Annotated in this window: 13 protein-coding genes; 5 read left to right on the forward strand and 8 right to left on the reverse strand. The window is 69.1% G+C overall.

What is annotated here, in order from left to right; all coding sequences use genetic code 11:
• Positions 1-14: 14 nt before the first annotated feature.
• Both AC1UKG_RS03300 and AC1UKG_RS03305 read right to left on the reverse strand, forming a co-directional pair.
• Entirely contained in the window at positions 15-794 is a 780-nt protein-coding gene (locus AC1UKG_RS03300; protein ID WP_026185452.1) for a glucose 1-dehydrogenase, read from the reverse strand.
• A 27-nt stretch (positions 795-821) separates the two neighbouring features.
• Positions 822-2,612, reverse strand: a complete 1,791-nt coding sequence (locus AC1UKG_RS03305) for a glycoside hydrolase family 15 protein (RefSeq protein ID WP_482641850.1) — start codon at positions 2,610-2,612, stop codon at positions 822-824.
• A gap of 265 nt (positions 2,613-2,877) precedes the next feature.
• On the opposite strand from AC1UKG_RS03305, the gene AC1UKG_RS03310 reads away from it, so the two are divergent.
• Positions 2,878-3,168 (forward strand): putative quinol monooxygenase, encoded by a 291-nt coding sequence (locus AC1UKG_RS03310; RefSeq protein WP_018745741.1) that lies wholly within the window; start codon positions 2,878-2,880, stop codon positions 3,166-3,168.
• Positions 3,169-3,238: 70 nt separating this feature from the next.
• The gene (locus tag AC1UKG_RS03315) at positions 3,239-3,529 is read left to right on the forward strand and encodes a putative quinol monooxygenase (RefSeq protein WP_018745742.1); all 291 of its coding nucleotides are present in this window, start codon (positions 3,239-3,241) and stop codon (positions 3,527-3,529) included.
• A 52-nt stretch (positions 3,530-3,581) separates the two neighbouring features.
• Here the strand turns inward: AC1UKG_RS03315 and AC1UKG_RS03320 are convergent, their stop codons facing one another.
• The 3 genes from AC1UKG_RS03320 to AC1UKG_RS03330 form a co-directional block, all read right to left on the reverse strand.
• Positions 3,582-4,652, reverse strand: a complete 1,071-nt coding sequence (locus AC1UKG_RS03320; protein ID WP_018745743.1) for an AEC family transporter — start codon at positions 4,650-4,652, stop codon at positions 3,582-3,584.
• A 160-nt stretch (positions 4,653-4,812) separates the two neighbouring features.
• On the reverse strand, positions 4,813-5,397 hold the full coding sequence (locus AC1UKG_RS03325; protein WP_018745744.1) for an ATP-dependent Clp protease proteolytic subunit: 585 nt from the start codon (positions 5,395-5,397) through the stop codon (positions 4,813-4,815).
• Positions 5,398-5,528: 131 nt separating this feature from the next.
• Positions 5,529-6,158, reverse strand: coding sequence for a helix-turn-helix domain-containing protein (locus AC1UKG_RS03330; protein WP_026325513.1), 630 nt, complete (start codon positions 6,156-6,158; stop codon positions 5,529-5,531).
• 160 nt (positions 6,159-6,318) lie between these two features.
• Between AC1UKG_RS03330 and AC1UKG_RS03335 the strand changes: the two genes are divergently transcribed.
• A complete protein-coding gene (locus AC1UKG_RS03335; protein WP_018815573.1) occupies positions 6,319-7,338 on the forward strand; it encodes a potassium channel family protein in 1,020 nt (339 codons plus the stop codon).
• Between the two features lie 101 nt (positions 7,339-7,439).
• Here the strand turns inward: AC1UKG_RS03335 and AC1UKG_RS03340 are convergent, their stop codons facing one another.
• Positions 7,440-8,474: a 2-oxoacid:ferredoxin oxidoreductase subunit beta gene (locus AC1UKG_RS03340; protein ID WP_018745747.1), complete on the reverse strand. Its 1,035-nt coding sequence runs from the start codon at positions 8,472-8,474 to the stop codon at positions 7,440-7,442.
• Positions 8,467-10,314 carry a 2-oxoacid:acceptor oxidoreductase subunit alpha gene (locus AC1UKG_RS03345; RefSeq protein ID WP_018745748.1) on the reverse strand — a complete coding sequence of 616 codons (1,848 nt, stop codon included), beginning with the start codon at positions 10,312-10,314 and terminating at the stop codon, positions 8,467-8,469. Before AC1UKG_RS03345 ends, AC1UKG_RS03340 begins: the two co-directional genes overlap by 8 nt.
• Before the next feature lie 753 nt (positions 10,315-11,067).
• On the opposite strand from AC1UKG_RS03345, the gene AC1UKG_RS03350 reads away from it, so the two are divergent.
• Both AC1UKG_RS03350 and ndhC read left to right on the forward strand, forming a co-directional pair.
• On the forward strand, positions 11,068-11,712 hold the full coding sequence (locus AC1UKG_RS03350; RefSeq protein WP_018744816.1) for a C39 family peptidase: 645 nt from the start codon (positions 11,068-11,070) through the stop codon (positions 11,710-11,712).
• Positions 11,713-11,819: 107 nt separating this feature from the next.
• Positions 11,820-12,197: an NADH-quinone oxidoreductase subunit A gene (ndhC, locus tag AC1UKG_RS03355; RefSeq protein WP_018741853.1), complete on the forward strand. Its 378-nt coding sequence runs from the start codon at positions 11,820-11,822 to the stop codon at positions 12,195-12,197.
• A gap of 38 nt (positions 12,198-12,235) precedes the next feature.
• On the opposite strand, the gene folP is transcribed toward ndhC, so the two are convergent.
• The gene (folP, locus tag AC1UKG_RS03360) at positions 12,236-13,105 is read right to left on the reverse strand and encodes a dihydropteroate synthase (protein WP_018741854.1); all 870 of its coding nucleotides are present in this window, start codon (positions 13,103-13,105) and stop codon (positions 12,236-12,238) included.
• Positions 13,106-13,126 lie beyond the last annotated feature (21 nt).

Raw genomic sequence — 13,126 nt, forward strand, 5'->3', positions numbered from 1 at the left:
CGTCGGAGCGCTCCCTACGCGCCCTGCCCCTGGTTCTGCATGAGACCACCGTCCATAAAGTAGGTCGACCCGGTGACATAGTTCGCGTCGTCGCTGGCCAGGAAGACGGCGAGCTTCGCGATCTCCTCCGGCTGGGCGGCCCGCTTCCACGGGATCGACTGCACCTGCTCCTCCAGGTACTGCGGGTCGTCGATCGCGCGTTGGTTGAACGGCGTGAGCACCATGCCCGGCCCGATGTTGTTGACGTTCATGTGTAGCGGGGCGACCTCCAGCGCGATGCTCTTGGCCAGCTCCAGCATGCCGCCCTTGCTGGCGTCATAGTCGGCGCCGCCAGCCCGGGCCACCTCCTGGTGGATGGAGGTGATATTGATAATCTTCCCGTGTCCGCCGTGGTCGCGGCGGTGTCGGACAAACCGCCGACAGCAGAAGAACATTCCGTACAGGTTGGTGCGGATGGCGCGGTCCCAGGTCTCGGTGTCCAGATCGGCGACCGGGGTGCCGGAAGCGTCCACCCCGGCGTCGTTCATCAGGATGTCCAGCTCTCCGAATGTCGCCAGGGCCTCGTCGAACATCGCCTCGACCTGATGTTCGACGCTGATGTCGCCCTGCACCACCACGGCGCGCCGACCGGCCCGCTCGATCTCGGCCTTGGTGTGGCTCGCCCCCGCATGGTCATGCAGGTAGTGCACCACCACGTCGGCGCCCTCCCGGCCAAACTCGATCGCGGTGGCCTGCCCGATGCCGGAGTCCGAGCCGGTGATCAAGGCGGTTCTGCCCATCAGTCGTCCACTCATCACACGTGCTCCTTTCCTCGACTGCCACTACCTACTGGTTCCTGCGGCCTCGACCTGGCCGATGGTCCAGGCGGCGTTGATCAGACCGATGTGGGACAACGCCTGGGGAAAGTTGCCGATCAGGCGCCCGTCGCGTCGGTCGATCTCTTCGGCGAGCAGGCCGAGATCGTTTGCCCGGGCGGTGACGGTGTCGAAGACCTCCCGGGCCCGGTCAACCCGCCCGGCCAGGGCCAGGGCCTGGACCAGCCAGTACGAGCAGATGATGAAGGCGCCCTCGTCCCCGGCCCGGGTCCAGCGTTGCACCAGGCCGTCCTGGACCAGGTCCCGTTCGATGGCATCGACCGTGGCCAGGATCTTGTCGTCGTCGGCGGGGAGGAAGCCGAGGATGGGCATGACCAGGACTCCGGCATCCAGATGGTCGGAGCCGAACGCACCGGTGAACGCCTTGGTCGAGCTGTTCCACCCCTCGTCCATGATCGCGGCCCGGACCTGCGCCATCGCCTCCGACCACTGCGGGACCTTCGCCTCGGCATCCAGAAGCCCGGCGAGCTTGACGGCCCGGTCGAGGGCCAACCAGCACATCACCTTCGAGGTCAGGTAGTGCCGCTGCCCCTCGCGCCCCTCCCAGATTCCGGCGTCCCGCTCCCGCCAGGTGTCCACGGCCCGATCGGCCAGGGCGCGGAGCAGGCGGGCGGCGGCGGGCGACAGCTCGGTGAGCTGGTCCCGCAGGACCCAGGCGCACTCGATGACCTCGCCGATCACGTCGAGTTGCTTCTGCAGCCAGGCGTCGTTGCCGACCCGTACCGGGCGGCTGTCCCGGTAGCCCTCAAGGTGCTCGAGGGCGTGCTCGGTGAGATCGCGCTCGCCACCTGGGCCGAACATGATCGGGACGTGGTCCTCCGCCTCCACCGAGCCCACCGACTCGGCCATCCAGTCGAAGAACCGGTGTGCCTCGTCCGGGCAGGCGGCGACCCAGAGCGCCTTCAGGGTGAAGGCGCCGTCGCGGAGCCAGCCGAAACGGTAGTCCCAGTTCGCCTCGCCACCGATCTCCTCGGGCAGGGAGGTGGTGGGGGCGGCGATCACGGCCCCGGTCGGCTGGTAGGTCAGCGCCTGCAGGACGAGGGCACTGCGCCGGACCTGCTCCCGGTACGGCCCCTGGTAGCCCTGGTGGATGCGGTCCCAGGACCGCCAGGCGGCGATGGTGTCCCGCAGCGCCGCCCGTCCGTCGAGGGGAACGGTCGGCGGGTCGGTGGCCCGTCGGTGGTGTAGCGCGAAGACCGCGCTCTCTCCCTCGGCGAGGCTGAACTCTCCCGTTACCACCGAACCGTCGATGGTCAGGTCGCGGTCGCTGGTAAGGGTCAGTCGGTCGGTGCCACCGGAGATCGCGATTCCCGTCGTTGCGTCGGAGATAGTGGGGCTGACCAGGCCGTACTCGGGTCGGGCCGCCACCTCGACCGTCACCTGTGCCGGGCCGGAGATCGCGTCGACCCGGCGCAGGAGGATGTGCGGCGAGCTGAGGCCGATCTGGTGACCGCGCTCCCCGATCCCGAGGCTGAGCGCATCGGTCAGCCGCAGCACCCCGTCCTGGGTGTGGAAGTCGGTCTGGACGACCATCGTGCCGTCGAGGTAGCAGCGGCTCGTCGTGTACTGCCCGTGCGGTCGGATCCACCAGTAGCCGCCAGCGGAACCGAGTAGCCGTGCGAAGACGCTTGGCCCGTCGAACCGGGGTGGACACCACCAGTCCACCGAACCGTCCGCCGACACTAATGCCGCGCCTTGGCAGTCGCCCAGGAACGCATAGTCGCTGATCTCCGCCACACCCGGCTTCTACCCGCGCTGGCGCCGGTTACGCCTCAGAGGGTGATCACTACCGGTGCAGGTTCCCTCGGTGGTGGTCGAGGCGGTGAAGTCCGTCCATGTGGCCGGCGCCCGACCGTGAGGACGGGTACGCCCCACCCCGCGCGCCCTGGGACCGCCTGATCAGCCTCGAGCCCATCTGGCGACTTGCCGGGCCGGGTGTGGGCTCTTCCGCTAGCGTGAAGAAGTTCCACAAACGAACGACGGGGCGACCAGGGGGTACCGCATGTCACGCCTGACTATTGTTGCCAACATTCACGCCAAGTCGGACCAGGTGGACCTGGTCAAGGCGGAGTTGAAGAAGCTCATCCCGACCACTCGGGCGGAGAAGGGGTGTATCAACTACGACCTGCACCAGGACAATACTGACCCGACCCATTTCGTCTTCTACGAGAACTGGGAGTCGCGTGACCTCTGGCAGGCGCACATGAACGCCCCCCACATGGAGGCGTACGGCGCGGCGACCGCCGGCAAGGTGGATGAATTCGTGGTCAACGAGATGACCGAGATTGACTGACGGTTCGCGAACGGCTCTGTCGGGCTGAGGGAGTTCGATAACGGAACGACCAGGTGGGGGGGAGTGCCGAATGCCACGCTTGACGGTTATCGCCAACGTTCACGCCCGGCCGGGCCAGGCGGACCTGGTGAAAGCGGAGTTGGAGAAGCTTGTCCCGTTGACTCGGGCGGAGGAGGGGTGCATCAACTACGACCTGCACCAGGATAATAGCGACCCGGCCCACTTCGTCCTCTATGAGAACTGGGAGTCCCGCGAGGTCTGGGAGGTTCACAAGGGTGGCGCGCACTTGCGGCAGTACATGGAGGCGACCTCCGGTAAGATCGATGAATACAGTTTCATCGACCTGACGCACGTTGCTTGACGAATCGTTGGGGGTCGGCTCGGGTCCGCCGTGCCGGGGTGGGGGAGCGAGGTCACCCCGCTTGCGCCCAGTGAATCCAGAACGGCAGCAGCAGTAGCGCCGCGACCGAGCTCTTTACCACCAGTGCGGCCGACAGCTCAACATCGACGCCGTAGCGCTGCGCGACGATGAACAGGTTCTGTGGCGCCGGCATCGCCGCGATGAGGACGAGATAGGTCAGCCAGGGGCCGTCAATATCGAAGACATGCACGGCGGCCAGCCAGACCGCGAACGGGAACAGCAGGCACTTGACGGCGATCAGCCAGATCTCCTCGCCGGTGGTGTGGCGGAGGCTGACCCCACTGCCGCCCAGGTGCAGACCCAGGGCGAAGAGCGCGATCGGCGCGGCCGCGGCACCGACGAAGTCGAATCCGCCGAGCAGCGGCGCTGGCATCTGGAAGGCCAACAGGTTGAGCAGGAGGCCGGCGTTACACGCCAAGACAACCGGAGTGATCAGGGAACCCCACAGCGCCCGGCCCACTCGGCCACGTCGGCTCCGGAGTGGCGACGGCGCGGGTGGCCCGCCGGTCGGCGGCAACGGTCGCGGCCCCCCGGTCGGCCGCGTCGGTCGCCGCCCGCCGGCCCCAGCCGAGGCGGGTACGGCCCGGCCGGCCGGGAAGGCCTTCACCGGTGCTCCGTTCAGTTCCATGATGGCCAGGACGACCAGGGTGAGGACGCATACCTGGAACAGCAGGACCGGAAAGACCGGCGCCGCGTCGCCAAAGAGCATGATGAACACGGGTACCGCGAAATACGCGGTATTGACCTGGACCGCCGCCATGATCCGCAACGCGAGCTGTCGCGGCTCGCGGGTGGTGGTCAGCCCCGCCAGCACCCCGACCACGGCCATGGCGATCCCCGCCGTGACGGCGTAGCCGGCGAGAGCAGGCCAGGCGAACAGGGCGCCCAGGTCGCTGCGGTAGATGTTGGCGAACAGGTAGCACGGCACGGCGAAGAGGAAGGCGAAATCGGCGAACGCCTTCGAACTCGCCGCGCTGACGACGCTCCGCCGGGCGAACAACACACCGCCGCCGAGGGCCAACGCCACCGGCACGAGCTTTTCGAAGACGGCGAGCGCTTCCAACGGTCCGGTCCTCCAACGGATCTGGCCGGCCCGATCCGGTCGGCAAGGGCGTCCCGTGGTTCCGGCGGAGGCTCCGTTGCTATCAAGGAGACAGGGGCCGGCGCCAATCGGCGAGTGGCGGACAACAGCGCCGGCTCCGACCCGACCCATGGCTGGTAGCTCAGCGCGTGAGCTCCGCTGCCTGGGTGATGACGTGGTCGATGAGGCCGTACTCGCGGGCCTGCTCCGGGGTGAACCAGCGATCCCGGTCCCAGTCCCGCTGGATCTCCGCCAGTGTCCGACCGCTGTGCTGGGCGATCAGCCCCTGCATGGTCTTCTTCACGTGCAGGAGGTTCTCCGCCTGGATCCGGACGTCCGCAGCGGTGCCCCCCATCCCGCCCGAAGGCTGGTGCATGAGGATCCACGAGTGCGGCAGCGCGCACCGTTTGCCCGCCGTCCCGGCGCAGAGGAGGAACTGCCCCATCGAGCCGGCCATGCCCAACGCCAACGTCGCCACGTCGTTGCGGACAAACCGCATCGTGTCGTAGACGGCCATCCCCGCGCTCACCGAGCCGCCGGGCGAGTTGATGTAGAGCTTGATGTCTCGGTCCGGGTCCTCGGCGGCCAGCAGCAGGATCTGGGCGCAGACCCGGTTGGCCGACTCGTCGGTCACCTCGGTGCCGAGGAAGACGATGCGTTCCTGGAGCAGCCGCTCGAAGACCTGGGAGCCGAAGCCCTGCTGCCCATCGTCCAACATTGTGATCATTAGGTGTTACCTCCAGCGCGTCGGCGGGCGGGGGACCGCCCGGGAGCCGGCCCGTCCAGCGTGCGCGTGCCGGTGCAGGAGGAGGTAGCCGATCTGCCGGCAGCAGATCGGCCCAGAGCAGATCGGTTGGGCTACCGCCGAGCCCGTTGCCGGCGTGCCCGAGTGCGCCGCCGGGCCCGCCACGAGCTTCGTGCGGTGGGGCGATCAGCCGGTGCCGCAGCGATCAACCGGACTCGTAGGCCGGCCCCTCGCCGGTCCGGCTCGAGGATGGAGCGCAGGTCTCCCGCCGGGCCGCCGGTTAGCGCGGGCCCGATCGGCGCCAGCCCCACGCCACCGATGGGCAGCCCAGCGGAGCCCGGTCGAAGGTGCACCTGGCGGGGACCGCAGGAGGTGGGGCCGCGGCCGGGTAGCCCGGCCCGGACCGAGTGTGGCCGGGCCGGCTCGACGCGGGAGCGCGGTTGGTTGGTGCCTGGCCTGCTCGGCGTGCGGCTGACCTCGCCGATGGTGAACCCCATCGGCTCGGGCCGCTCCAGGCGACGTAGCTCGTCCCGGGCCTCCCCGAGCAGGTCGGAGAGGCGGATCCCGAGTGCCCGGCAGACCGCCGCGAGTACCTCGGACGAGGCCTCCTTGCGCCCCCGCTCCACCTCGGACAGGTACGGCATGGAGACCCCGGCGGCGGCAGCTACCTCTCGCAGCGTGCGGCCCTGCCGCATCCGGACCCGGCGCAACACCCCGCCGATGACTCGTCTGAGCAACGACATGCTCCGCCTCGCTCTCGTTGGCTGTGGTCCGAGGGGACAGCTCCCATCATGCCCGTCGGGGCTGTTGTGGCATCGTCCCGGCCGCCTCGCCATCTGCGTTACCCCCGACCCGTTATGTTGTGGGCGTGCAGGTGACAGCGGAGTTCGGGTGGGGCGAACGGTGATCCATTTCCCGGCGCAACGGCGTGACCCGCTGAGCGCGTTGAGTCTACGGTTGGCCGCGGCCCTCGGGCTCGTCCTCGCCAGCGTCGCCGTGGTGTGGCTCGGCCGGGACGGTTATCGGGACGCCAACCGTGACGCGGACGGGCTGAGCCTCCTCGACTGCTTCTACTACGTTGTGGTGTCCCTCTCCACCACCGGGTACGGCGACATCGCCCCGGTCTCGGAGTCGGCCCGCCTGCTCAACGTCCTCTACATCACGCCGGCCCGGGTCCTCTTCCTGATCATCCTGGTCGGCACCACCCTGGAAGTCCTGACCGAGCAGTACCGGACCGGTCGTCGCCTGTCCCGGTGGAGGAGAGCTGTGAAGGACCACGTCATCATCTGCGGCTACGGCACCAAGGGCCGCAGTGCGATCTCCGCCCTGCTCGAGAACGGCTTCGACAAGTCCAGGATCGTGGTGGTCGAACGCAGCGGCGCCGCCCTGCGGCAGGCCACCTCGGCCGGCCTGGTGGCGATCGAGGGGTCGGCGACCCGCTCGGCGACCCTCAACGAGGCACACATCCGGACCGCCAAGGCAGTGATCATCGCGACGGACAGTGACGATGCCTCGGTGTTGGTGGCGCTGACCGTCCGGCAGCTCACCGCGGGACAGGTGCGGATCATCGCCGCGGCCCGGGAGGCGGAGAACGCCCCACTGCTCAAACAGAGCGGCGCCCATCACGTGATCGTCTCGTCGGCGACCGCCGGTCGGCTGCTGGGTCTCTCCACCTCCGCGCCGCCGCTGATCGAGGTGGTGGAGGATCTGCTCACGCCCGGTCAGGGGATGGCGCTCGCGATGCGGTCGGCCGAGCGGCACGAGGTCGGCCGCTCCCCCCGCGAGCTGGACGCTCTGGTCATCGCGCTGGTGCGGCGGGGCAAGGTGGTCACCCTCGCCGATCGGGCCGGCGGTGTTATCGAAACCGGCGACATGCTCGTGCACGTCCGCGACGACCGCCGGACCTCCACCCCGATGTCCTGACCCTGCGCCATGGGCGCCCGTGTCGATGTCCGGAGCGCCCGCGCCGCTGCGTCGAGGTCCTGAGCCCAGCTACCCGGCAGCCACCGGGATCAGCCGGCGACTCAGTCGATCGTCCAGGTGTCGCCGCTGTGCAACAGGCCGGCGAACAGCTGCTCCCGAGGCTCGGTCACCGTCGCCCGGGCCGTGTCGAGCTGCTCCTGGACCACGCTGTCGTACGACGGCCGCCGCACCGAACGGAACACCCCGATCGGGGTGTTGCGCAGGTCCAGACCCGGCAGCCGGGACAGGGCGAACGCGTACGCGGGGTCGGTGACGGTGGCATCGTGGACCACGATCTCCTCCGCCGCGGTGGCCGCGGTCTCGCGGACCTCCAGGCCGAAGCCGCCGGGCGGGTGTACGACGCAGAACTGGCCGTCCCGACCGAAGGTGATCGGCTGGTCGTGTTCCAGCCGGATCAGCGAGTCGTCCCGGGTGGCGGGCCCCTTGAGCTGTTCGAAGGCCCCGTCGTTGAAGATGTTGCAGTTCTGGTAGATCTCCACGAAGGCCGAGCCCTCGTGCTCGGCGGCGGCCCGGAGCACCGACTGCAGGTGTTTGCGGTCCGAGTCGATGGTGCGGGCCACGAACGTGGCCTCCGCGCCCAGCGCCAGCGAGAGCGGGTTGAACGGTGCGTCCGCCGAGCCGACCGGGGTCGACTTGGTGATCTTGCCAACCTCTGAGGTGGGGGAGTACTGCCCCTTGGTCAGGCCGTAGATCTGGTTGTTGAACAGCAGGATCTTCAGATTGACGTTACGCCGGAGCGCGTGGATCAGGTGGTTGCCGCCGATCGACAGCGCGTCGCCGTCCCCGGTCACCACCCAGACGGAGAGGTCGGGGCGGGTGGTGGAGAGGCCGGTGGCGATCGCTGGGGCGCGACCGTGGATCGAGTGCATCCCGTACGTGTTCATGTAGTACGGGAAGCGCGACGAGCAGCCGATACCGGAGACGAAGACGATTCGCTCCCGGGGGATGTTCAGCTCCGGCATGAAGCCCTGGACGGCGGCGAGGATCGCGTAGTCACCACAGCCGGGGCACCAGCGCACCTCCTGGTTGGACTTGAAGTCCTTCGCGGTGAGCTTGAGGGCGACGGGCTCAGACATTCTTCAGGACCTCTTCCAGCATCGTCTCCAGCTCGTTGGCGGTGAACGGCAGACCATGCACCTGGTTGTAGCTGATCGCGTCGACCAGGTACCGGGCGCGGATCACCTGGGCGAGCTGACCGAGGTTCATCTCGGGGATGACCACCCGCTCGTAGGAGCGCAGTATCTCGCCGAGGTTGGCCGGCATCGGGGCGAGGTGCCGCAGGTGCGCCTGGGCGACGGAGAGCCCACGCTGGCGGAGGCCCCGGCAGGCAGCGCCGATCGGCCCGTACGTGGACCCCCAGCCGAGCACCAGCACCTGAGCGTCGCCGTCCGGGTCCTCGACCTCGAGGTCGGGCACCGGGATCGCCTCGATCCGGGCGGCGCGGGTCCGGACCATGAGGTCGTGGTTGGCCGGGTCGTACGAGATGTCGCCGGTCTTGTCGGCCTTCTCCAGCCCGCCGATGCGGTGCTCCAGTCCGGGCGTGCCGGGGATCGCCCAGGGGCGGGCCAGGGTCTCCGGATCCCGCAGGTATGGCAGGAAGGTGGCGCCGTCCTCGCCGTTGGGCCCGGTGGCGAAGTCGACCCGCAGGTCGGGCAGGGACTCGACGTCGGGGAGCAGCCACGGCTCGGAGCCGTTGGCCACGTAGTTGTCGGAGAGGAGGAGCACCGGCGTGCGGTAGGTCAGCGCGATCCGAGCCGCCTCCAACGCCGCGTAGAAGCAGTCGGCCGGGGACTTCGGCGCGAGCACCGCCACCGGCGCCTCGCCGTGTCGGCCGAAGAGGGCCATGTTCAGGTCGGCCTGCTCGGTCTTGGTCGGCATCCCGGTCGACGGCCCGGCCCGCTGCACGTCCACGATGACCAGCGGCAGCTCCAGCGCCACCGCGAGCGAGATGGTCTCGCTCTTGAGCGCGACGCCGGGGCCGCTGGTGGTGGTGACGCCGAGCGCCCCGCCGTACGAGGCGCCCAGCGCCGCGCCGATGGCCGCGATCTCGTCCTCGGCCTGCATGGTGAGCACGCCGAAACGCTTGTGCTTGCTCAGTTCGTGCAGGATGTCCGACGCCGGGGTGATCGGGTAGGCGCCGAGGAAGACCAACAGCTCGGAGCGGACCCCGGCGGCCACCAGGCCGAGCGACAGGGCCGCGTTGCCGGTGATGTTCCGGTAGGTCCCCGGTGGCATCTTCGCCGGCTTGACCTCGTACCGGACCGCGAAGTCCTCGGTCGTCTCGCCGAAGTTCCAGCCGGCCTTGAACGCCGCGACGTTGGCCCCGACCAGCTCCGGCCGGGTCGCGAACTTGCGCTCCAGGAACCGCAGGGTCGACTCGTACGGCCGGGAGTACATCCAGCTCAGCAGGCCCAGCGCGAACATGTTCTTGGCTCGTTCGGCGTCCTTCTTGGACACCTCGTGGTCGGCGAGTGCCCCGACGGTCATCGAGGTCAGTGCCACCGGGTGCACCGTGTAGCCGGCGAGCGAGTCGTCCTCGAGTGGGTTGGCCTGGTAGCCGACCTTGGCCAGGTTGCGTCGGGTGAACTCGTCGGTGTTGACGATGATGTCGGCTCCGCGCGGCAGGTCGGCGAGGTTGGCCTTGAGTGCGGCCGGGTTCATCGCGACCAGGACGTTCGGCGAGTCGCCGGGGGTGAGGATGTCGTAGTCGGCGAAGTGCACCTGGAAGCTCGACACCCCGGGTAGCGTCCCAGCGGGCGCGCGGATCTCCGCGGGGAAGTTGGGCAGCGTGGAGATGTCGTTGCCGAGTTGGGCGGTTTCGGAGGTGAATCGGTCGCCGGTCAGCTGCATCCCGTCGCCGGAGTCCCCGGCGAAGCGGATGACCACGCGGTCCAGCTGGCGGATCTTCTTGGTCATGACCGCACCCCGTTTTGGTCGGCGCGGTCGCCCGGATCGCCGTACTCGCTCCTGACCTCGCCCTGCCCGGTCACATGGCCTCCTCGGCGCGCCGCCGTGACCCACCTCGTGTGGTTGTCCGGCATGCTGTCGTTTCTCACCTGAGAGCCTACGTCGGATCACCTCCTCGCCAGCTCGAGAGGTCCGTCGACTGGGACTCGATTTGGCGAGTAGATGACCGTTTCATTGCTATTTTAGATCGGCTGTCGTAATCCAGATCACCGGTTGCTTCGCCGTGCCGGTGGCCCTGGGCTTCCGGCGCACTTTTGGCTGCTCCGGGGGTGCTTGGCTGATCAGGGTCTGGTGGGTGGAAGGCGTTTCTTGGCCACCGGCGCCGCCGCCACGGAGGTGTGCTTTAAGGTTGATTGAGCGTTTTGGCCGAATTATGGTTCACCCGAATGTGAGGTACCTGACCTTTTGTCGGGTGGTGTGGGTCACAGTCTGCGGGGAATCGGCGCCGGGGGCCGGTGGTTATACCCGGCGTAACCATGCGGGGCAGCCGCGAGCGCCCCGCCGCACCGCCGGCAGCCGGTGGTCGCCCGCCCCGGAATGCCGTGGGGTCGGCGTTGGTTACACCCCCGGGCCGCCCGAGTAGCACCCCCGGGCCGGGCGGAACCCCCCCCTTTCGATCTCTTCTCGAACCACCTCGTGCGACCCGCTGGCGCGCCCCCCCCTTGCGTCCGCGGCACCCCCGAGCGGAAGGCTTCGATCATCATGCGTACCGACATCCTTCGTAAGACCGCCCTGACCGCTGCTGGCCTGATCGCCACCGGTGGCGCCATCGCCGCCCCCGCGACCGCCGCCTTCGCCGCCCCCACCGCGCAGCCCACCGCGCAGAGCGAGCGCGACGACACCCGCGTCCTCCCGGTCGACTACGAGGCCCAGCCGAACTTCTACTACTGCGGCCCCGCCGCCGCCCGCAACGCCCTGTCCGTGCAGGACAAGGACATCGACGTCTACTCGATGGCCGAGCGGATGGGCACCACCGAGTCTGGCACCGACTCCATCAACGACATCACCCCGGTGCTGAACACCGAGACCGGCCGCGACGTGTACCGCAGCGTCGAGATCTCCACCCCCGAGGCCGACGACAAGCAGACCGACACCCTGCGCGAAGACATCATCCGCACCGTCGATGACGGCCGCGCCGTCGTCGCCAACATCGCCGGCACCGCCACCGACACCAACGGCGAAAGCCACTCCTTCGCCGGCGGCCACTACATCGCCGTCAACGGCTACCGCGACGCCGGCAACCAGGTGAAGATCGCCGACTCGGCGAACCCGAACACCGCCGAGTACTGGATCACCACCGAAGCCCTCGCCGACTGGATCGCCACCCGCGGCTACTCCACCAGCTGACCACCAACCACACGACCAGGGCCGGCCCCCACCACGGGGCCGGCCCTCATCGTCGTCCACGGCCGGACGGGTGCGGGCCGGGAGCGGGACCGGTAGTCTGAGCCACCGTGACCGGTTACCTGGGCTCCTACACGACGCTCGGGCTCCTGCTCCTCGCCAGTCTGCTCTTCTTCGTGACGGCCTTCTCGGCCAACCGGGTGCTGCGCCCCGCCCGCCCTGCCGAGCCACCGGGTAAGCGCGCCTCCTACGAGTGCGGGCTGGACCCGGTCGGCGGTGATTGGGCCCAAGCCCAGATCCGTTACTACGTGTACGCCTACCTGTACGTGTTGTTCGCGGTCGAGGCGGTGTTTCTCTTCCCCTGGGCCGTGATCTTCAACCGGCGTGGCTACGGGCTGGTCACCGTCGTGGAGATGGCGATCTTCGTGGCGGTGCTGGCGCTGGGCATCCTCTATGCGTGGCGGAAGAACATCCTGCGCTGGACCTGACGGTACGGTCGTGCCGCTCCGGAACCGTTGGCGGTGCGTTACGCCAGGCCGCGCCGGGTCGAGGCGGGTGGGCGGTCGCCCCGGATGGTGGCCACCATGTCCAGGACCCGGCGGGTCGCCTGGACCTGGTGTGCCCGGAACACCCGGGCACCCAACCAGGCGGAGATCGCGGTGGCGGCGAGGGTGCCTTCCAGTCGTTCGACGGCCGGTAGGTCCAGGGTCTCGCCGATGAAGTCCTTGTTCGACAGGGCAACCAGCAGCGGCCAGCCGGTCCCGGCGAGTTCGTCGAGGCGGCGGGTGAGCGCCAAGGAGTGGTGGGTGTTCTTACCGAAGTCGTGGGCCGGGTCGATCAGAATGCCGTCGGGCCGTACCCCCAGCGACACCGCCCGCTCGGCGAGGCCGGTTACGGTCGCCACCACGTCTGCCAGCACGTCGTCGTAGGCGACCCGGTGCGGCCGGGTCCGCGGCGTCAGTCCACCCGCGTGCGAGCAGAGCAGCCCGGCACCGGTCTCCGCCGCGACCTGAGCCAGCGCTGGATCGGTGCCGGACCACGTGTCATTCAGCAGGTCCGCACCGGCGGCCACCGCCGCCACGGCCACCTCGGCCCGCCAGGTGTCGATCGAGATGACCACGTCCGGGAAGGCGGCCCGGACCGCGGCGATGGTGGCTACGGTCCGGCGGATCTCCTCGGCCACGTCGACCTCGGCACCCGGACCGGCCTTGACCCCGCCGATGTCGATGATGTCCGCGCCCTCGGCAATCGCGCGCTCCACCGCACGGAGCGCGCTCTCCTCCCCGAAGGTCGCGCCCCGGTCGAAGAACGAGTCCGGGGTGCGGTTGATGATCGCCATGACTCCGAGCTCACCTGGGCCGAAGGTTCGCCCGCCGAGCCGCAGTGCGTCCGCCATCCCGCCTCCCGAGGGTGTCGC

It is taken from the genome of Salinispora sp. CH2A1_6, assembly GCF_056820975.1.